14 protein-coding genes are annotated in these 20,511 nt (G+C 73.7%); 5 read left to right on the forward strand and 9 right to left on the reverse strand.

Going from position 1 to position 20,511, the window contains the following annotated elements:
* The first annotated feature begins 34 nt into the window (after positions 1-34).
* Complete coding sequence (locus Sfr03f_RS07765; RefSeq protein WP_108952911.1) at positions 35-772, forward strand: VOC family protein; 738 nt, start codon at positions 35-37, stop codon at positions 770-772.
* A 58-nt stretch (positions 773-830) separates the two neighbouring features.
* On the opposite strand, the gene Sfr03f_RS07770 is transcribed toward Sfr03f_RS07765, so the two are convergent.
* Positions 831-1,571 carry an SDR family NAD(P)-dependent oxidoreductase gene (locus tag Sfr03f_RS07770; RefSeq protein WP_218028132.1) on the reverse strand — a complete coding sequence of 247 codons (741 nt, stop codon included), beginning with the start codon at positions 1,569-1,571 and terminating at the stop codon, positions 831-833.
* Positions 1,572-1,742: 171 nt separating this feature from the next.
* On the opposite strand from Sfr03f_RS07770, the gene Sfr03f_RS07775 reads away from it, so the two are divergent.
* The 3 genes from Sfr03f_RS07775 (at position 1,743) to Sfr03f_RS07785 (ending at position 3,962) form a co-directional block, all read left to right on the forward strand.
* Complete coding sequence (locus tag Sfr03f_RS07775) at positions 1,743-2,930, forward strand: M23 family metallopeptidase (RefSeq protein WP_108952913.1); 1,188 nt, start codon at positions 1,743-1,745, stop codon at positions 2,928-2,930.
* Between the two features lie 111 nt (positions 2,931-3,041).
* Positions 3,042-3,473, forward strand: a complete 432-nt coding sequence (locus tag Sfr03f_RS07780) for an SSI family serine proteinase inhibitor (protein WP_108952914.1) — start codon at positions 3,042-3,044, stop codon at positions 3,471-3,473.
* 57 nt (positions 3,474-3,530) lie between these two features.
* A complete protein-coding gene (locus Sfr03f_RS07785; protein ID WP_159105586.1) occupies positions 3,531-3,962 on the forward strand; it encodes an SSI family serine proteinase inhibitor in 432 nt (143 codons plus the stop codon).
* Positions 3,963-4,082: 120 nt separating this feature from the next.
* Here Sfr03f_RS07785 and Sfr03f_RS07790 read toward each other — a convergent pair whose 3' ends face one another.
* On the reverse strand, positions 4,083-6,656 hold the full coding sequence (locus tag Sfr03f_RS07790; RefSeq protein ID WP_108952916.1) for an ABC transporter permease: 2,574 nt from the start codon (positions 6,654-6,656) through the stop codon (positions 4,083-4,085).
* 87 nt (positions 6,657-6,743) lie between these two features.
* On the reverse strand, positions 6,744-7,508 hold the full coding sequence (locus Sfr03f_RS07795; RefSeq protein ID WP_108953523.1) for an ABC transporter ATP-binding protein: 765 nt from the start codon (positions 7,506-7,508) through the stop codon (positions 6,744-6,746).
* A gap of 499 nt (positions 7,509-8,007) precedes the next feature.
* Here Sfr03f_RS07795 and Sfr03f_RS07800 point away from each other — a divergent pair, with 499 nt between their 5' ends.
* Positions 8,008-8,865, forward strand: coding sequence for an alpha/beta fold hydrolase (locus Sfr03f_RS07800; RefSeq protein ID WP_108952917.1), 858 nt, complete (start codon positions 8,008-8,010; stop codon positions 8,863-8,865).
* A gap of 52 nt (positions 8,866-8,917) precedes the next feature.
* On the opposite strand, the gene Sfr03f_RS07805 is transcribed toward Sfr03f_RS07800, so the two are convergent.
* Genes Sfr03f_RS07805 through Sfr03f_RS07825 form a run of 6 tightly spaced genes read right to left on the reverse strand, consistent with a single transcriptional unit; the run spans position 8,918 to position 20,293 of the window.
* A complete protein-coding gene (locus Sfr03f_RS07805; protein WP_108952918.1) occupies positions 8,918-14,329 on the reverse strand; it encodes a non-ribosomal peptide synthetase/MFS transporter in 5,412 nt (1,803 codons plus the stop codon).
* Entirely contained in the window at positions 14,329-15,492 is a 1,164-nt protein-coding gene (locus tag Sfr03f_RS30765; RefSeq protein WP_174721542.1) for a 2-oxo acid dehydrogenase subunit E2, read from the reverse strand. The genes Sfr03f_RS07805 and Sfr03f_RS30765 overlap by 1 nt, the downstream gene beginning before the upstream one ends.
* Positions 15,485-16,450, reverse strand: a complete 966-nt coding sequence (locus Sfr03f_RS30770; protein WP_174721543.1) for an alpha-ketoacid dehydrogenase subunit beta — start codon at positions 16,448-16,450, stop codon at positions 15,485-15,487. Before Sfr03f_RS30770 ends, Sfr03f_RS30765 begins: the two co-directional genes overlap by 8 nt.
* The gene (locus Sfr03f_RS07815; RefSeq protein ID WP_108952919.1) at positions 16,447-17,367 is read right to left on the reverse strand and encodes a thiamine pyrophosphate-dependent dehydrogenase E1 component subunit alpha; all 921 of its coding nucleotides are present in this window, start codon (positions 17,365-17,367) and stop codon (positions 16,447-16,449) included. Before Sfr03f_RS07815 ends, Sfr03f_RS30770 begins: the two co-directional genes overlap by 4 nt.
* A complete protein-coding gene (locus tag Sfr03f_RS07820) occupies positions 17,364-18,902 on the reverse strand; it encodes a condensation domain-containing protein (protein ID WP_108952920.1) in 1,539 nt (512 codons plus the stop codon). Before Sfr03f_RS07820 ends, Sfr03f_RS07815 begins: the two co-directional genes overlap by 4 nt.
* A complete protein-coding gene (locus Sfr03f_RS07825) occupies positions 18,899-20,293 on the reverse strand; it encodes a class I adenylate-forming enzyme family protein (RefSeq protein ID WP_108952921.1) in 1,395 nt (464 codons plus the stop codon). Before Sfr03f_RS07825 ends, Sfr03f_RS07820 begins: the two co-directional genes overlap by 4 nt.
* Positions 20,294-20,511 lie beyond the last annotated feature (218 nt).

The following is a 20,511-nucleotide window of genomic DNA, read 5'->3' on the forward strand; positions in this document are numbered from 1 at the left end:
GAGGGGCAGTCGGGGCGGCTTCTAGTATCTGCGCATGGCTACGAGACTCGTGCAGATCAACATGAAGGCCCACGACGACTCCGCGCTCGGCCGGTTCTGGGCCGAGGTACTCGGCTGGGGCATCGACAGCGAGGCGCCCGGCGTGACCAATCTCGAGCCCGTGGGCTTCGCCTACCCCGACCCCACGGCCGTCTGCGTCGACATCATCGCCCGCCCGGAACCGAAGACGGTGAAGAACCGGGTGCACCTGGATCTGGCCACCACCTCGCCGGCTCATCAGGCGGAGCTGGTCGAGCGACTGCGGGCCCTCGGCGCCACGCTCGCCGACGTGGGACAGGGCGTGGTCCCCTGGACGGTGATGGCCGACCCGGAGGGCAACGAGTTCTGCGTCCTGGAGCCCCGCCCGGTCTACGAGGACACCGGGCCGATCGCCGCCGTGGTGGTCGACTGCGCCGACCCGCGGGCGATGGCCCGGTTCTGGGGCGAGGCGACAGACTGGACGGTGCACGAGGTCGCCGACGACCACGCCAGCCTGCGCTCCGCCCAGGGGGTCGGTCCCTACCTGGAGTTCGTCCGCACCCCGGACACCAAGAGCGGATGGAACCGCGTCCACCTGGACGTCGCCCCGTACAAGGGTGACGACCTGGCGGCGGAGGAGGCCCGGCTGCGGGCGCTGGGGGCGAGTGACCCCGGCATCGACCGGTCCGGCATCCACTGGACCGTCCTGACCGACCCCGAGGGCAACGAGTTCTGCCTCCTCACCCCGCGCTGACCGACGGGTCCCGCGCGCGTCGGCACGGCCCCGGCGCGTGGCCTCCGCGGGCCCCGCGTCAGGCGGTGAATCCTCCGTCCACGTTGATCGTCGCCCCGGTGATGTACCGGCCGTCGTAACTCGCCAGGTGGGCGACGGTGGCGGCGATCTCGGCCGGTTCCGCGTAACGGCCGAGAGCGGTGAGACCGGCGACGGCTCCGGCACCCGTCCCGTCGGCGGGGTTGGTGTCGGTGTCCGTGGGCCCCGGGTGCACCAGGTTGACGGTGATCCCGCGGGGCCCGAGCTCCCGGGCCAGGCCCTTCGTCATGCCGACGAGAGCGGTCTTGCTCATCGCGTAGAGCGCCATCCCCGGGAAGGCGGCACGCTCGGCCATGTTGCTGCCGATGCTGACGATGCGGCCGCCTTCACCCATGTGGCGAACCGCCGCCCGGGACGCCACGAACGGCGCCCGGACGTTCACCGCCAGGGTGCGCTCGACCTCCGCCGCACCCAGGTCCTCCAGCGGACCGACCAGGAAGACGGCGGCGTTGTTGACCAGGACGTCCAGCGCGCCGAACACCGCGGCGGTCTCGTCGACGGCAGCGGTCAGGGCCTCCGGGTCCCCGCTGTCGGCCCGGACGGCCAGCGCCCGGCGGCCGACGGCCTCGATCCGTTCCACGACCTCGGCGGCGCGGTCCGCGTTGTTCTCGTAGGTCAGGGCGACGTCGGCGCCCTCCTCGGCCAGACGCAGTGCCACGGCGGCGCCGATGCCGCGGCTCCCGCCGGTGACCACGGCCACTTTTCCCTCAAGTCGGTTCATGACGTCCACCATCGCGGGCTCGCGTGCCGCGGGCTGGCGGGAATCCGACGTCGCGTTCGCCGGTCAGGTCCCGGAGCGTCAGGAGGCCCTCTGGACGGGCGGGCTCCGCCCCCCTAGCCTCGCCAGGCCCTCCGGGCGTACCACCCACCCTGACGTAGGGAGAGAACGGTGTTGCATCGCAGACGTGTGGCGGGTCTGATATCCGCAGTCCTCGCGCTGGTCTCCGTGGGCCTGGCGGTTCCCGGCACCGCCCAGGCGGCGCCCCGCCCCTCGGTCACGACGGCCGTGACCCAGAAGCTCCTGGACCGGGACGCCCTCGCCGGCCGTGGCGTGTCGGCCCAGGACACGCGGGTGCGGATCACCCGCGAGAAGGGCGGCAGGTGGGCCTTCGGCACCGCTGTGGTCGTGGCTCCGCGGAAGGAGGGCGCGGCGCCCACGGGGGCCGTCTTCGTGGCCCGGGCCGAGGGCGGCGACTGGACCGTCGCCTTCGACGGCGAACCGGCCTTCGCCGACCTCGCCGCCGCCTCGCCCGTGGTGACCACGTACGAGAAGAAGCTCTTCGCCTCCGCCGACACCGACGCCTCCTCCGGGGAGCCGGTCCAGCCCCTGGCCGGCGGGGACTACCGCACCGGCATGGCGCTGCCCTGGTCCACGGGCGTGTCGTGGACCCTGACCGGCGGCGGCCACCAGTGGGACGGCGCCAGTGGCCCCTACAGTTCCGTCGACTTCGCCGGCGGCGACCAGGCGGTCCGTGCGGCGCGGGCGGGCGCCGCGTACACCCTCTGCTCGGGCTTCGTGCGGGTCATCCACGACCGGGGCTACGCCTCCGACTACTACCACCTGACGGGACACATCAACGCCAACGGGACCAGCGTCGCGCAGGGGACCCTCCTCGGTTACACCGGCACCAACGTCGCCTGCGGCGGGTCCGCCACCGGCCGCCACGTCCACTTCGGCCTGCGCCAGAACAACGCGTACGTGCCGATCGCGGACCACGGCATCGGGGGCTGGGTCTTCTACACCACCGGCTCGTACGCGGGCTACGCGATGCACGGTTCCACCACCCGCGGCACCGGCAGCGCCCTCCACAACTACGGGGCGATGGGCCTGACGCAGGGCATCGTGGACTCCAACGGCGGCGGCACGGTGAACAAGCGGTCCGGGCCCGGCACCGGGTACGCGGTCGTCGGCTCGGTCGCCGACGGAGCGTTCGTGACCGTCTCCTGCTCGCGCAACGGCACGAGCCACGAGGGACGGTTCGGGGTCACCTCGCTGTGGGACAGACTGAGCGACGGGACCTGGATCTCCGACGCCTACCTGTGGACCGGCTACAACGGGGCGGTCAACGGCACCTGCTGATCGCCCGGCCCGGACGAGGCCGCGCAAGGTGGCCGACAGCAGCCTTGTGGGGTGCGGGGCGCTGCACGACTTTGGTGGGGAGGGGCACACCAAAGCGACGATCGGAGACACATGAGAACGAGACTTGGGGTGCTTCTGGCGGCGGGCGTCCTGGCGACCGCGGGGTCCGTCGTCCCGGCCGCGGCGGCCGGTCCGGGCCCGGCGTCGTCGGGGGCGTCGGCCGGTGCGGTCGCCCTGTCGAACCTGACCATCACCAAGACCGGCCCCAGCTGGGCCGGCTCGCTGAACAAGCAGGTCACCCTGCAGTGCGAACCCACCGGCGGGACCCACCCCACCGCCGCGGACGCCTGCGGCAAACTCCTGGCCGTCGACGGGCAGTTCGACAAGCTCCAGCCTTCGGGGACCCCTGCCTGTCCGCCCGTCTGGATGCCCACGACGGTCACGGTGACGGGCACCTGGCGGTGGCAGCCGGTGTCCTTCACCAGGACGTACAGCAGCGACTGCGACGCCGGAGTCCGCAGTGACTACGTGTTCCGGTTCTGACCCGGCCGCTCCTGACATCCACAGGTGGCGGCACACGAGTGCGACGATCGGAGACGTATGAGGAAGAGAATCGGGGTGCTTCTGGTCGCGGGCGTCCTGGCGACCGCGGGGTCCGTCGTCCCGGCCGCGGCGGCCGGTTCGGGCCCGGCGTCGTCGGGGGCGTCGGCCGGTGCGGTCGCCCTGTCGAACCTGACCATGGCCAAGAGCGGTTCGAGCTGGGGCGGCTCGCTGAACAAGCAGGTGACCCTGCAGTGCGAACCGGCCGGTGGGACGCACCCCCGGCCGGAGGACGCCTGCGCCAGGATCACCGCCGTCGACGGGCAGCTGGACCGGCTCCCGCGGGCGTCCGGCGTCGGCTGCCCGGGGGTCTGGCTGCCCGTCACGGTCACGGTGACCGGCACCTGGCGCCTGCAGCCGGTGTCCTTCACCAGGACGTACGGCAACGACTGCGAGGCCGCGGTCGGCAGCAACTTCGTGTTCCAGTTCTGACGCACACGGCCACGCACACGGCCACACCCACGGCCCCGACCCGGCCGGGCCCGTCCTGACCGGAGCCGGCCTGCCCGCGCCTGCCGGGGCGCGGGGAGGCCGGCATGTCCGCGGCGGCCGTCAGTCCGTCTTGATGGCGTCCAGCACGTTCAGCTTCGCCGCGCTGCGGGCCGGCCACAGCGAGGCGAGGACGCCGACGAGGCCCGCGGCCACCAGGAAGAGGGCGATCCGGTCCCAGGGCAGGACCAGCTCGTAGCCCGGGATCGACGACCTGATGGTCTGGCCGATCGCCCAGCCGAGGAAGACTCCGAGGCCCACGCCGATCAGCGCGCCGAACAGGGAGATGACCACGGCCTCCAGCCGGACCATCCGCTTGACCCGGCGCCGGTCGAGGCCGATCGCGCGGAGCATGCCGATCTCCTGCTGTCGCTCGAACACCGACATCGCCAGGGTGTTGACCACCCCGAGGACGGCGATCAGGAGGGCCATCGCGAGCAGCCCGTAGAGGATGTTGAGCAGCAGGTTGATCATGCCGCCGAACTGGTCGCGGATGTCCTGGTGGTCCATCATCGTGATGGCCGGGTTCTCACCGAGGGCGCGGGCCAGAACCTTCTCGTTCGCCGCGGTCCCGCCGCCGTCCATCTTGACGAAGATCTGCGGGATGTACGGTTTGGCCTCGTGGGCGTCGGCCACCTCGGTGGCGACGACGACGGGGGAGAGGAACTCGCTGTCCTCGTAGACCGCGCCGACCGTCAGGGTGCCGTGTTCGTGGTCGGCGAAGGTGACGGGGACGTCGGTGCCGACCTCCCAGCCCCTCGCGGCGGCCGTCTTCTCGGCGACCGCGATGCGTCCCTCGGCGAGCGAGCCGAGGTCGCCACGCACGACGTCGACGCGCAGGACCTGCTCGACGGCCCCCGGGGTGACCGCCGAGGCGGCGACGTAGTCGTCCGGGCCGCGCTTCCCGTCCGCCCCGTCCTTCCCGCCGCCCCCGATCCGGAGGGAGACGGCCTGCTGCGGTGAGACCGCGGACACGCCGTCGGCCTTCTCCAGGGCGCTCAGCGCCGACCGGTCGAGGGGACCGCCGTTGGCCATCACCACCATGTAGTCGGCCTTGATGTTGTCCGTGGTCGCCCGGTCCAGGGCCTGGCCGACCGTGACGCCGAGCACCGACAGGCCGGTCACCAGCGTCAGACCGATGGTCAGCGCCGACGCGGTGGCGCCGGTGCGGCGCGGGTTGCGGACCGCGTTCTGCCCGGCGAGCTTGCCGGAGACGCCGAACGGGCCGGTGAGCAGGGGGCGGATCAGCGCGATGACGGGACGCGACAGCAGCGGGATCAGCACGATGATCCCGATCAGCGCGAAGAACGCGCCGCCCGCGACCCGGATCCGGCCGTCGTCGCCGCCGACGTCCGCACCCCACACGATGGCGGCCGCGCCGATCGCGGTGAGGACCGCGCCGACGGAGTTGCGCACCACCAGGGACCGGGTGGTGGCGACCGCGTGGACGCTGCTCATCGCCGCGACGGGCGGGATCTTCGCGGCCCTGCGGCCCGGCAGCCAGGCGGCCAGCATGGTGATCAGCACGCCGACGGCGAGCGCGGCGGCCACCGGGGTGACGGTCACCACCAGCGGCCCCGGTGGGACGGTCATGCCGAACGCGGACATGCCGGAGCGCAGCCCGAGCGCCAGGACGACGCCGACGGCGAAGCCGACCGCGGAGGCGATCGCGCCCACGACCGCCGCCTCGACGAGGACCGAGCGGGTGATCTGCTTGCGCGTGGCGCCGACGGCGCGCATCAGCGCAAGTTCCTTGGTGCGCTGGGCGACCAGCATCGAGAAGGTGTTGGAGATCAGGAAGACGCCGACGAAGAGGGCGATGCCGGCGAAGCCCAGCAGCACCTGCTTGAGGGCGCCGAGGCCCGACTCGATCTCCTTCGCCTGCTCGTCCGCGAGTTCCCGGCCGGTGCCCGCCTCGGCGGACGCGGGCAGCAACGGCTCGATCGCGGCGAGGAGTTCCTCGTCACCGGCGCCCGGGGCGGCGACGACGGTGACGTCGCTGAACCAGCCCTCCTCGAGGTACTGCTTCTGGGCGACCGCCGTGTCGAAGAGGACGAGGCTGCCGCCCGCCTTCACCTCGCCGTCGTCGGTGGTGAAGATCCCGCTGAGGGTGAACGTCCTGACCGGCCCGTTGGTGGCGACGCGCACACGGTCGCCGACCTCGTAGGCGCCCTTGCCGGCGGTGCCCTCGTCCAGGGCGATCTGTCCGGCCTTCAGCGGGCCGGAACCCCGGGTGAAGGTGTAGGCCGGGTCCCGGCCGTCCTCGCCCGGGGCGAAGTTGGAGCCCTTCGGGCTGCCGAAGGCGCCGTCGATCAGCTTGCCGTCGCGGTCGGCCACGCCGGCGAAGCCGTCGACGCGGCCGTACGCGGCGGCCACGCCGTCCAGCGCCCGGATCCGGTCGAGGGTCTTCTGCGGGACGCCGGGGTCGGCCTCGGGGTCGCCGGGGTCGCCGGCCGAGGTGACGGCCACCGCGACGTCGTCGTAGCTCTTGGCGGACTGGCTGCGGAAGGCGTTCGAGAGGGTGTCGGTGAAGACCAGGGTGCCGGAGACGAAGGCCACGCCGAGCATCACGGCGAGCACGGTCATCAGCAGTCTGGTCCGGTGCGCGAGGACGGTGCGCACGGCGGTACGGAACATGTGGGTGTCCAGGTGGTGGGGCGTCCGGGGGTCACGGTCGACGTGGGCCGGACGCGGAGACGGGAGCGGGCGAGGGAGCCGGTGGGCTCAGCTCGTGCGGCCCTTGGCGTCGAAGGCCTTCATGCGGTCCAGCACGCCGTCCGCGGTCGGGGCGAGCATCTCGTCGACGATCCGCCCGTCCGCGAGGAAGACGACGCGGTCCGCGTACGAGGCCGCCACCGGGTCGTGCGTCACCATCACGACGGTCTGGCCCAGCTCCCGCACGGAGTGGCGCAGGAAGCCCAGCACCTCGGCGCCGGAACGGGAGTCGAGGTTGCCGGTCGGCTCGTCGCCGAAGACGATCTCGGGCCGGGAGGCGAGCGCGCGGGCCACGGCGACGCGCTGCTGCTGGCCGCCGGACAGCTGGGCGGGGCGGTGGTGGAGCCGCCCGGAGAGCCCGACCATGTCGATGACCCGCTCCACCCACTCCTGGTCGGGCCTGCGGCCGGCGATGTCCATCGGCAGGGTGATGTTCTCCATCGCGGTCAGGGTCGGCAGCAGGTTGAACGCCTGGAAGATGAAGCCGACCTTGTCGCGGCGCAGCTCGGTCAGCTGCTTGTCCTTGAGGGCGCCGAGTTCGGTCCCGCCGAGCCGCACGGAGCCGCCGCTGAAGGTGTCGAGGCCGGCGACGCAGTGCATCAGCGTCGACTTGCCGGAGCCGGACGGCCCCATGATGGCGGTGAACTCGGCCTGCCGGAACTCCACGGTGATCCGGTCGAGCGCGACCACCTGGGTCTCACCGTGTCCGTAGACCTTGGACAGCTCCGTGGCGCGGGCGGCCACCGCGGTGGCTCGGTGGGCGGTGGTGGTCACGTGACTGCACTCCTGACGGCTGATGCTGAGGGACCCGACCATCCTGACGTCCGCGGGGGCCGCGGACCGTCCGTCCAGGTGCCCGTTCCCGATGCCCTCTCGAGGTTGACGGAGGGGCCGTCCCCTCCTCCTGCGGTATGACGGCGGGGCGGGTGGTGGTGCGGGTCGTGCCGTAGGGGGCCGCGACGCCCGGGGTCGTCGGCGAGCGGCCGCCCGGGCGGTCCGGGGCGCACTCTGCGCCCACGTGAGCGGAGGTGACCACCGGCCCGGGACGGCACCCCTCGCCCGATCGGTCGTCGCGGCGTGAACGCTCGGGGTCCCGGCGGCGTGCCGGGTCGACGAACCACTGCCGGTGTGAACGATCGGAGTCCCGCGACGGTCGCGACCAGGAGCGATCCGGCGCCGACCGGCGTGGGAGGCGAGGGCCGGGGCGGCCCGCGTCAGGAACCGGTCCACCCGTCCCCTCGCGCCTCGCCCTCCGACGAAAGGACCCCGTCCGATGACTTCCGAAGTCCACCCCCGTCGCCGCGTGCTCGGCGGGCTGATCGCGGCGGGCGGCGCCCTCGTGGTCGGCGCCACCGCGCACGCCTCCGCCGACCCCGGATCCGGTACCGCGTCGCGCGTCGAGGCGGACGGAGCGACCGGCCGGGCCACCGGCGCGACCGTCGTCCTCGTCCACGGCGTCTTCGCCGACGCCTCCGGCTGGAACGCCGTGACCGCCCGGCTGCTGGAGGCGGGTCACCAGGTCCTGGCGCCCGCCAACCCCCTGCGCGACCTCGACGGTGACTCGGCGTACCTCTCGAGTGTCGTCGCCACACTGCCCGGCCCGGTGATCCTGGTGGGCCACTCCTACGGCGGCGAGGTGATCACCAACGCGGCCCGTGGTCACGACCACGTCAAGGCCCTCGTCTACGTGGCCGCCTTCGCGCCCGACGAAGGCGAGAGCGCGCTGCGACTGGCGGGCAGGTTCCCCGGCAGCGAACTGGAGGGCGCGCTGGTGACCCGCCCTCTGCCCGGCGGGACCGACGCCGACGGGTACATCGATCCGGCGAAGTTCCACCGGGTGTTCGCCGCGGACCTGCCGCGGGCCACCACCCGGGTGATGGCCGTCTCCCAGCGCCCGGGCAGCCTGAACGGACTGTCGGGGGCCAGCGGGGTCCCGGCCTGGAGGACCGTGCCGTCCTGGTACGTCGTCGCAGGCGCCGACCGGGTCATTCCGCCGGCCCTGCAGCGGTTCATGGCCGAACGCGCCCGGAGCAGGACGGTCGAGGTCGAGGGCGCCTCCCACGTGGTGATGATGTCCCACCCGGACGTCGTGGTGCGGCAGATCACGGCCGCGTACCGCGCCACGCGCTGAAGGCGTCCGCGTCCTCCCGAGGGGGTGCGGGCCCCGGCCCGCACACCCCTCGTCACACCCCCGCCGTGCGCCGGCGCTCCTTCAGGGTCTCGACACCCAGCAGGTCGTCCGGAACGGCGTCCGGCATCTCGGTGTCGAAGTGGCGCAGCCGGGGGATCCGCAGGGCGCCGGCGACGACCAGGGCCATGGCCGCGGAGCAGAGCACGAACATCAGCGCGATGCCGCGCCCGGGGCCCGTCCCGACCAGGAGACCCGCCGTGGAGGCGAGGGCGCCGTCGTCGGTGAGGAGACGGTCGAAGAGGCCGGAGCCGAGCGGGGCGATCAGGCCCATGCCGATCGGCAGCGTGGACCAGGCCACCAGGGTGTTCAGGGCGAACACCCGGCCGTGGTAGCGGAACGGGACCTTGAGCTGGACGATCGTCGTGTAGACGGAGTTCATCAGGGTCAGGAAGAAGGTCAGGGCGAAGGCCCCGACGCCCACCGTCACCAGGGACGGCCGCAGCCCCACCAGGAGGCCGCCCGCGGCCATGCAGACCGTGGTCACCAGCACCACCCGGAAGCGGTTGCCGCTCGGGCCGCCCCACACCGCCATGGTGGCCCCGCCGAGCAGGACCCCCAGGCCGGAGACCACCGAGACGGTCCCCACCTCCGTCAGGCCCGCGAAGGAGAGCACCAGCGGGGAGACCAGCAGCATCAGTGGCGAGAGGAACAGGTTGAGGACGGCGAAGAAGCCGAGCATCGACCGCAGGCCCCGGTCCCGCCAGGTGTAGGAGAACCCCTTGGCCATCTCGGTGGTGAGCGGTTCCCGGGGACGCCACGGCAGCGTGTTCGGGAAGCGGACCAGGGCGACCGTGACGATGGCGAACGCGTAGCTGGCCACGTCGATCAGCACGATGCCGCCCAGGTCGATCAGGCTGAGCAGCCCGGCCGCCACCAGCGGCACGACCAGCTGCGCCACGCCGTTGGTCAGCTGGGTCACCCCGATCGCGTGCCCCAGGAAGTGCTTGGGGACCAGCTGCGGCACCGCCGAACCGAAGGCGAGCCGCTGGAAGGTGCTGGTCACGGACAGGCCGGCGACCAGCACGTAGGTGTGCCACTGCTGCAGACCGCCGCTCAGCACCAGCGCCGCCAGCACCGCCGTCACCACCGTGGAGGCGACGTCGGCGAGCAGGATCACCTTCCGCCGGCTGCCCCGGTCCACGATCGCCCCGGCCAGCGGGGAGAGCAGCAGACCCGCGAGGTTCAGCACGGCCAGGGTGGAGAACTGGGCGATCGACCCAGAGTCCATCAGCACGGTGATCGGCAGCGCCCAGCCGGTGAGCGCCGAACCGATCAGCGAGAGCTGCTGGCCCGCCGCGATCGTCAGGAAGCGCCCCATGCCGGGCCTGACCGTGTCGGCCGGCGCGGCGTCCTGCCCCGCGGCGGCGACCTCGTGGACCCACCAGGTGTCGTCGGCGGCACGTGGCGGGGGATCGTCCAGCCGGGTGTGGACGCGGAGCACGTCGGCCAGCTCCTCGGCCCGGTAGCGCAGGAAGAAGTGGCCGCCCTCGTCCAGCACCACCAGGGCGGCGGTGTCGGTGAGGAAGTGCCACTCGCGGAACCGTTCCTCGTACATCTGGGTCGCCGGGTCGCGTTCGCCGATGACGGAGACGACCGGGGCCCGCAGCCGCTCACGGTCCGGGGTGTCGAAGAGCCGGGTGAAGTAGCGTTCGGCGGCCCGCGAGTCGTGCCGCATGGTGCGGACGATCCGGTCCGCGACGCCCGGCTCCAGCTCGTCCAGGTCGACGCCGCGGGCCTTGAGCGAGTCGAGGTCGCGGCGGCTGCCGCGCAGCCGGTCGAGGACGTCCGGCCGGACGAGCCGGCTCCACAGGCCGCCGGGGCGGGCGAAGGGGAAGATCGCGCCGATGTAGACCGCCTCGACCTCCCGCCCGGCGGCCTCCACCCGGCGGGCCAGCTCCACGGCGAGCGCGGCACCGACCCCGCAGTGGCCGTAGACCACCAGCGGCCCCTCGATCGCCAGGATCTCCTCGGTGGTCCGCGCGGCCAGTTCGTCGAAGTCCATCGGTTCCTCGTCGAGACCGATGTCGTTGCCGGGGATGGACAGCGCGTACAGCGCCTCGTCGCCGGGGAGCGCCTCGGCGAGCGGCTGGTACACGATGGCGCTGCCCGACCCGTAGGGCACGCAGACGTAGCTGACCCGGGCGGCCGGGCGTGGCGGGGTGAGCCGCTGGAGCAGCGGCCGGGGGCCCTCGGGGGCCGCCTCCGCCGCGAGCGCGGCCAGGCCGGCGACCGTGCGGCAGGAGAACACGTCGACCACGCCGACCTGCCGGCCGCCCGGCGGCAGCGCCTTGCGCAGCTTGGCCACGGCCTGGATGGCCAGCAGCGAGTGGCCGCCGAGGTCGAAGAAGTCGTCGTCCAGGCCGACCCGTTCCAGCTCCAGCACGTCCGCCCACACGGCGGCGACCGTCCGCTCCGCCTCGGTGACCGGCTCGCGGTACTCGGCGGTGGTGACCGCGGGAGCGGGCAGGGCCTTGCGGTCCAGCTTGCCGTTGGGGGTCAGCGGCAGGGCGTCGAGCGCGACGCAGGCGGAGGGCAGCATGTACTCCGGCAGCACCCCGCGGACGGCCTCACGGGCCTGCGCGGGCTCCTCGGGTCCGCCGACCAGGTAGGCGATCAGCCGCTGGTCCTCGCTGACCACGACCGCGGCCTCCCGGGCGCCGGCCCGCTCGCGCAGCGCCGCTGCGATCTCACCGAGCTCGATCCGCAGGCCGCGCAGCTTGACCTGGTCGTCCAGCCGGCCCAGGAACTCCACGCTGCCGTCGGGCAGCCGGCGCGCGGCGTCACCGGTGCGGTACAGGCCGCCGGCGAAGCGTTCCGCGGTCAGCTCCGGGCGGTTGTGGTAGCCGGCCGCCACCGGCACACCGCCCAGGTGCAGTTCACCCGGCACCCCGACGGGCACCGGCTCGCCGTGGCCGCCGAGGACGTGCAGCTCGGCGTTCTGGATGGGCAGGCCGATCGGCACCCGGGCCCGGTCGCGCAGGTTCTCCTCGGTGCAGTGCCAGGCGGAGACGTCGATCGCGGCCTCGGTGGGACCGTACAGGTTGTGCAGCTCCGCGCCGGGAAGGGTGCTCAGGCAGCGCAGGGCCAGGTCGACGGGGAGTTCCTCGCCGCTGCAGACGATCCGGCGCAGCGAGGAGCAGCGCGCCACCTCTTCCTCGGCGAGGAAGAGGCTCAGCATCGAGGGGACGAAGTGGACGGTGGTGACCGCCTCGGTCTCGATCAGCTGCCGGATGTGCGCGGGGTCGCGGTGGCCGCCGGGCGCGGCCAGCAGCAGCCGGGCCCCGGTCATCAGCGGCCAGAAGAACTCCCAGACCGAGACGTCGAAGCCGGCCGGGGTCTTCTGCAGCACGGTGTCCCCGGCGGTGAGCCGGAAGCGCTTCTGCATCCAGTCCAGCCGGTTGACGACCGACCGGTGCCGGTTGGGCACCCCCTTGGGCCGGCCGGTGGAACCCGAGGTGTAGATCAGGTACGCGGGAGTGTCCGGTCCGCCGGCCGTCTCCGGCGGTGCCGTGGGCCGGTCGTCCCATTCCGCGGCGCGGTCCAGCAGGAGGACGGTCGCGCCGGTCGCCCCGAGCGCCGGGCCCAGCTCGCCGCCGGTGATGCCGCTCTGGGTGAGCACGACCGGGGCCTCGGCGTCGGACAGCATGAACGCGACCCGCTCGGCCGGGTATTCGGGGTCGAGCGGCACGTACGCGGCGCCGGTCTTCAGGACGCCGAGCAGTCCGGTCACCAGCTCCAGGGAGCGCTCGGCGCAGACGCCGACCAGCGTGCCGGGGCCGACGCCCAGGGCGCGCAGCCGGTGGGCGACCTGGTTGGCCCGGGCGTCCAGCCCGGCGTAGTCGAGCGAGGCGCCGGCGAAGGTGACCGCGGTGGCCCCGGGGGTGCGCCGGACCTGGTCCTCGATCAGGCCGTGCAGCGTCCGGTCGGCGGGGAAGTCCGCCGCGGTGGCGTTCCACTCCTCCAGGAGTGCGCGTTCGGTGTCCTCGAGCAGGGGGAGCCGGCTGACGGGGGTGTCCGGGCGGGCCGCGGCGGCGCGCAGCAGGGTCTCCAGGTGCCCGGCCATCCGGGCGACGGTGTCCGCCTCGAAGAGGGTGGTCTTGTACACGAACGTGCAGTTCAGCCCGGCGTCCGGGGACGGGGTGAGGTAGAGCTCCAGGTCGTGGCGGGCGGAGCCGGGCGGCAGGGGGAAGTCGTCGGCCGCCAGGTCCGCCGTGTCCTCCCCGGCCGCCTCGCCCGAGCGGCCCGCGCCGGTGGCTCCGCCGGTGCCGTCCGGGCTGCCGGAGGCCAGGTCGTGCAGGGAGAACAGGACGTCCACCAGCGGCTGACGGCTGGGATCACGCGGGACGTTGAGCTCCTCGACCAGCCGGGCGAAGGGCAGCTCCTGGTGGTCCAGGGCGTCGATCACCGTGTCCCGGGTGCGTGACAGCAGCTCGGCGAAGGTCGGGTCGTCGTCCAGCCGGGCCCGCAGCACGAGCGTGTTGACGAACATGCCGACGACGTCCTCGAACTCCGGCCGGGTCCGCCCGGCCACCGGCGTCCCGACGCCGAAGTCGTCCCGTCCGGTGCAGCGGGCCAGCAGCGCGGTGAAGGCGGCCAGCACGGTCATGAAGGTGGTGGCGCCGTGCGCGCGTCCCAGTTCGCCCACCGCGGCGGTGAGTTCGGGGCCGAACGTGCGGGTGACCGAGGCGCCGTCGAAGCGCTGGAGGGCCGGGCGGGGCCGGTCGGTGATGAGATCGAGGCGGGGCAGGCCGTCCAGCCGCTCGCGCCAGAAGGCGCTGTCCCGGTCGTGGGTCCGCTCGCGCTGCCAGGCCGCGATGTCGGAGAACCGGGTGGCGGGCGCGGGCGCCGCCTCGCCCCGGTAGAGGGCGAGCAGGTCGGTCATCAGCATCTGTGCGGACCGGCCGTCGGCCACCAGGTGGTGCACCAGCAGCGTCAGGACGTGGTCCTCGAGGCCGCGCCGCACCAGCAGGGCACGCAGCAGCGGCCCTTCCGCGGGGTCGAGCGGGAACGCGCTCTCGGCGTTGATCGCGGCGGCGGTCTCCTCGTCGTCGGCGGCCTCGGCGCACGCCAGCGGCACCTCGCACTCCGCGAGCTCCAGGACCACCGGACGGCCGTCCTGGTCGGCGGGGAACCGGTGCCGCAGGGCGTCGTGCCGCCGGGGCAGCTCGGCCAGCGCCTCCTCGAGCCGCGCGGCATCGAGCGGGCCGCGCAGCCGCACCGACAGGACGACGCTGTAGGTGGAGGTGCCGGGGACGAACTGCTCCATGAACCACAGGGGTTCCTGGGCGGGGGCGAGCACCGGCTCGCTGCCCTCCTCGCGCCGCGGTATCCCCTGGACGTCGCGGCGCGCCAGGCGGCGGCGCAGCAGTTCCCTCTTGGCTTCGGACATCTCGACGGCCGACATCAGGCGAGCCCTTCCACGGAGTTCTTCAGGGCCTTGAGGAACAGCGCGGCGTCCCGGCCGTTGATCAGGCGGTGGTCGTAGGCGAGCCCGATGTGGGCCTGGGTGCCGTCCGACGGGGCGGTCACCGCCAGCGCGCAGGCGGTGCCGGGGAAGACGAAGGGGATGGCGAGCACCACGTCCCCGTCGGTGTGCAGGGTGATCACGAAGTTGGCGCCGGTCAGGTCGCGTTCGTCGAAGCCGCCCTTGGTGGCGGCGATCCGGTAGGCGGTCAGCCGGGTGGCGATGTCGCGCAGCGTGAGGTTGGCGGCGTCGTGGAGGCAGGGGACGTACAGGCCCTCCCCGAGGTCGACGGTGACGCCGATGTGCGGGGCCTCGGCCTCGATCGCGGTGGTGCCGTCGATCGAGGAGAAGAACCGCGGGAAGCCGGCGTGCAGAGCGGCCACCCGCTGGACGAACAGCTCCGCCAGGCCGACCGGCCTGCGGACCTCACGGGTCAGCTCCCGCGCCCGGGCCAGGGCGGGGCCGAGATCCATCCGGACCACGGTGTACGCGGCCGGGACGGTGCGGTGGGAGAGTTCCACCGCCCGCGCGACGGCCTTCTGCACCCGGGTGAGCGGTACGCCCCGCCGCTTGCCGGTCGCCTGCTCCCCGGCCGCCCGCTCCCCGGCCGCCGGGGCCGCGGCCGGTTCCTGCGGCTCGGGGCCCGGGTGCGCGGCCCGCGCGTCGGCCAGGGCCTGGACGTCCTCGGTGCGGACCACCGCCACGTCCAGGGCCGCCAGCTGGGCGGCGGTGACCCCCAGGCGGTCCGCGAGCTCCTGCGCCGGCCGGGTGACCAGCGGCCCGCCGGACCCGCGCGCGGCGGAAGCGGCGGGCGGGGCGGAAGCGGCGGTCGCGGCGGGCGTCGGGGGCCGGGGGAGGGAGGGCCGCGCGCCCTCGGCCACCAGCTCCGCGATCACCTCGCCGGGCAGGCAGCGCGCGCCCTCCCGGACCAGCCGGCGGAACGTCCCGGCGGACTCCGCCTCCACCTCCTGGCTCGCCTTGGAGGTCTCGACCTCCGCGACCGGCTGGCCCTCGGTGACCGCCTCGCCGTCCTCGACCAGCCACGCGGTCAGCACGTAGTCGGTGTCGTTGTTGTTGAGCTTGGGCATGAGCAGCTCAGCCACGCAGGGTCTCCCGGATGACGCGGTGGACGGCCGAGGCGCCGACGAGCACCTCGCGCTCCAGATGGGGGGCGGTGGGGATGACCGAGTCCGCGGAGTGGATCAGGGTCACCGGCCGTGCGAGGTCCTGCCAGTGGCGTTCGTGGACCACCCGGGCCACCTCGGCGCCCCAGGTGCCCCCGGCGGTGCCCTCCTCGACCACGAAGACGTGCCGGGCCGGGGGCAGGTCGAGCTCGACGGGGTAGAGCCGGGAGGGCACCAGCAGGGTGCAGACGATCTCCTCCTCGAGCAGCAGGCCGCGCATCGCCTCCAGCACGCGGTGCGCCACGCCGCCGCCCGCCACGATCACGCAGTCCGGCTCGTCGGTGAGCCCGATCCGGGCGACGGGCCCGTCCTGCCGGAGCGTGAACGGCGGCTCCACCTCGCCCATCGGACGGGTGTAGAGCACCTTGTCCTCGAAGAGGACGCAGGGCTCCTCGCGGGCCAGCATCTCGGCGAAGACCTCGGCGTTGTCCCGGAACGGCGAGACCTCGTAGAGCGCCAGGTGGGGCACGCCGACGAGGTGCTTCTGCGGGCTCTGGCTGTGCGTCGGGCCGTAGCCCCGGCCGCCGCCGACGGGACAGCGCACCACCATCCGCATCGGCACCCGACTGCCGTACATGGAGACCGACTTGGCGGCGAAGTTGACCAGCTGGTCGAAGGCCAGCGTGACGAAGTCGCCGAACATGATCTCCACGACCGCGCCGTCACCGGCCAGCGCCAGCCCGGCCGCCACACCGGTCATGGCGTTCTCGCTGATGGGCGTGGTGAGCACCCGGTCCGGGAAGCGGGTGGAGAGGCCGCGGGTGACGCCGAAGGCGCCGCCGTACGGGTCGAGGACGTCCTCGCCCAGCAGGTGCATCCCCGGGTCGCGCTCCAGCACCGTGTGCAGGGCGGCGTTCAGGTTCTCGGAGACCCTCATGACGGCTCCCGGCCGGCCACGTCACGGGCCACCTCGTCGATGTGCGCCCGGGCCCGGGCGTCCAGGCGCGCGAACCGCTCCGGGCAGAGGGCCGCGTACCGGCCGTACCAGTCCGCCGCCCTGGCGCGCTCGATCACCTCGGCGGGCCGGGTGTCGTCGCCCTTGCTGTGCGGGCCCAGCCGGTGCGTGGCGAACTCCACCACCAGCGGCCGTCCCTCGCGGACCCGCTCGATCCGGGGGGCCAGCAGCCGGCGGATCACGCCGAGGTCCACCGAGTCGGTGTGCACGTGGTCGATGCCGAACGCGGCGGCGCGCCCCGCGACGGTGCCCGCCATGCTGGCGGAGACCGGGGTGGTCTGGGCGATGCCGTTGTTCTCCACCACCACGAGCAGCGGCAGCCGCCACAGCGCGGCCAGGTTGAGCGCCTCGTAGACGCCGCCCTCGCCGAAGGTGCCGTCCCCGATGTGGACGCAGGCCAGCGCACCGGGCTCGGCGCGCCTCAGGTGCAGCGCGACGCCGCACGCCACCGGCAGGCTCTCGCCCTGCACCCCGGTGGACAGGAAGCGGTCCCGGCGGATGTGCTGGCTGCCGCCCACCCCGCCGCACACCGCGCCGCGCCGGCCCATGATCTCGGCGAGCAGGCCCTCGTAGTCCTGGAAGCGCGCCAGGTAGTGGCCGTGGCCGCGGTGGTTGCTGAAGACGTGGTCCTCCGGCCGCAGCAGCGGCCGCAGGGCCACCGGGACGTACTCCTGTCCCAGGCAGGTGTGGGTGGTGCCGTTGAGCATGCCCTGGCCGAAGAGCTCCAGCAGCTTGAGCTCGAAGGCCCGGACGGAGAGCAGCAGCGAGAGGTCCTCGTCGGCCGGCTCCTCCAGGGGCGGCGGCGCGTGCTCACGCGCGGAGGTGGCGGTGACGGTCATCCGCGGACCACCGCCACGACGCCGGCCACGGTCGGGTTGTCGAAGAAGTCGTCCAGCGAGATCTCCACGCCGAGCTGCTGCTCCATCCGGGAGATGATCTGGGTGATCGTCAGCGAGTGGCCGCCCAGGTCGAAGATGTCGTCGTGCGGTTCGATCGGCGACAGTTCGAGTACGGCCTCCCAGATGGACGTGACCTGCGCGACCATCGGATCGTCCGCGGGGGACGCGGCGTCCGGCGCCGTTGCGGACTCCGGGGCGGCCGCGGTGTCAGGGGCCGACGCCGCGGACCCCGCCGCGGACCCCGCCGCGGGCGCGGAGACGGAGGCCGATCCGGCGGGGGACCCGGCGGCGGGTCCGGACAGCGGCGGCGCCGTGGCGGCCTGCGGCGCGGTGGTGAACGGCGTCAGCTCGCCCAGCGACCGGTCCGGCCCGTCCGCGACGGCGGCGAGCAGCCGGGTGAGGTCGTCGGCGAACCGCGCGGGGTCGGTGAGCTCCCGCGGATCGTGGCGCAGCGACACGTGGGCCCCGGTGGCGCCCTGGACGACCTGCAGCTGCAGGGCGCCGCGGACGCCGTGGTTGAAGGCCAGCCACTCCACCTCGCCCAGGGCCGGCCGCTCCTCGGCGAGCCGGCGGTAGCTGAGCGAGACGGGGGCGAGCGCCGCGTGCGGCCGAAGACCCGGGACGGCCCGGGCCAGCGGGACCTCGCGGTACCGGTAGACGCCGCGCAGCTCGGCGCGCAGGGAGGCGGCGAAGCCGCGGAACGGTGTGCCGGCCGTCGGGCGGGAGGCGAGCGGCAGCTCGTTGACCCAGCAGCCGATCTCGCCGCCCAGCTCCTCGGGCCGGGTGGACAGGTCCAGCGCGGTCACCACCTCGCCGTTGCCGTAGGAGGCCAGCAGGGTGTGCAGCGCGGCCGTCAGCACCTCGAAGCGGCTCAGTCCGTCGAGGCGCGGGATGTCGAGGGAGAACTCCAGCAGGGCCCCCTCCGCGGTGGAGCGGGAGCGCAGCACCTCGCCGGCCACGACGGTCTGCTCGGCCTGGTGCGGGCGCCCGGCCCAGAACCCGGCGGCCTCCGCCGGGTCCGGCGACGCGGCGTCGCCCTCCGCCCGGGCACGCCCGGGGCCGGGGACACCACCGGCGAGCAGCGTGTCCAGGTCGGCGACGAGCACGTCCTTGGAACCGCCGTCGAGGACCAGGTGGTGGGCGACGACGACCAGGGTGTCCGCCCCGACCAGGGCGAAGCGCACCAGGGGGCCGGCGGCCAGGTCGAACGGCCGGCCGACCACCTCGTCGACCGTGGCGGCCCGCTGGAGGACCGGCAGTTCGGCGGCGGGCACCAGGTGCGGGATGCCGTCGCGTTCGGCCACGGCGCTGCCGAGCACCGGGTGCCGCTGCAGCAGGCCGTGGCAGGCCTTGGCGAGGGCGTCCGGATCGGGCTGCCGGGAGAGGCGGATCACGACGGGCATGTGGTAGGCGGTGCCGGCGCCCTTCCGGGCGGCGATCCACATGCCGTGCTGGGCGGGGGAGAGCTGGCTCATCGGACGGCCTCTCGGAGCGTGCGCTTGTCGACCTTGCCGCCGTGGTTGCGGGGCAGGGAGTCCAGGGTGACCAGGCGGTACGGCTGCTCGTGCGGGGCCAGCCGCCCGGAGAGGAAGGCCCGCAGTTCGGTGTGGTCGACGCTGCCCACCACGGCGATCGCCACCGCCTTGCCGAGGGCGGGGTGCGCCACCCCGAAGGCCGCGGCCTCGACCACGCCGGGGTGCTGGTACACCGCCTCCTCGACGTGCAGGGTGGAGACCTTGTGCGCACCGGACTTGATGACGTCGCTCTCCCGGTCGACCAGGTAGAGGTAGCCGTCGTCGTCGATGCGGCCGAGATCGCCCATGCGGACCCAGCCGTCGCGGAAGGTCTCACCGGTGGCGCCGGCGTCGCCGAAGTACGTGCGGCTCGCGGTGGGGGAGCGCATCCACACCTCGCCGGTCTCCCCGGTCGGCACCGGTGCGCCGTCCGGCCCGGTGATCCTGACCGCTCCGCCGGAAGCGGGCCGGCCGACGCTGGAGGGACGCCCGGCGTCGTAGAGCATCACGGTCTGCGCGGGCGCGGCCTCGGTGGAGGTGTAGTAGTTGGCGATCGTCGCCTTCGGGAAGGCGACGGTGAGTTCGGCGGCCACCTTGGCGGGCAGCGGGGCGGCCGCGGATCCCAGCAGCAGCACGCCGGACAGGTCGTGCCGGGTGTGCGCGCCCGCGGCCAGCATCTCGATCGCCATGGTGGGGACCAGGAAGACGGTGCCCGCCCGGTACTGCTCGATCAGCCGGGCGAAGCGCCCCGGGGTGAAGCGGCCGAGGGTGACCACGGTGGGGTGGGCGCCGATGGCGTTGGCGAGCATCCACTGGCCGGCGTTGGTGCCGATCGGGAAGGCGTGGGCCAGGTGCCGCGAGTGGGCGAAGGGCCTGCGCCGCCCGCCCCAGCCGTGCGCCAGGTTCGCGTGGGTGGCCAGCACGCCCTTGGGGCGCCCGGTGGTGCCGGAGGTGTACAGGATCTGCGCCGCGTCGCCGGGGTGGGGGAGCTCCGGGGTGCCCTCGGCGGACGGGAGCGCGCCGGGGCGCAGCACCCTGGTCGCACCGCAGTGCCGGAGCATCGCGTCGACGTCGGCCTCGGCCAGCTGGTCGGAGAGCGGGACGGCGACCGCCCGCGCCTTGAGCACGCCGAGGAAGGCGACGGCGTATTCCAGCCAGTCGCCGTTGCCGAAGACCAGTCCGATCCGTTCGCCCGGGGTCACTCCCTGGCCGAGCAGCCCGGCGGCCACGGCGTCGGAACGTTTCTCCCATACGCCGAACGGGAGCGCTCCCACGCCGCTGAGAGCCATGGCCTCCCGTTCCGGCTCGACGGAGGCTCGTGCTCGCAGCAGATGGCAGAGCGTCACGCTCATGGTGCTCCTACGCAACCGTAGTGGTATGGACCAATGTGGGGGCCGCGAGCCAGCAGCCTGTCAGCGTGCTGGGGGAACGTCAACCCTCAGTTTTCGCAAGGCATTTGACTATTCAGGCGGTCGAAACGTCCCGATGCCACGTCACCCTCGGTGAACGCGGGAGGGGTGGAACAGCCTCCTCCGTGACCGTTGCGGACAGCCCTTGACTGCCGCACCGG

It is taken from the genome of Streptomyces fragilis (assembly GCF_003112515.1).
GTDB lineage: Bacteria > Actinomycetota > Actinomycetes > Streptomycetales > Streptomycetaceae > Streptomyces > Streptomyces fragilis.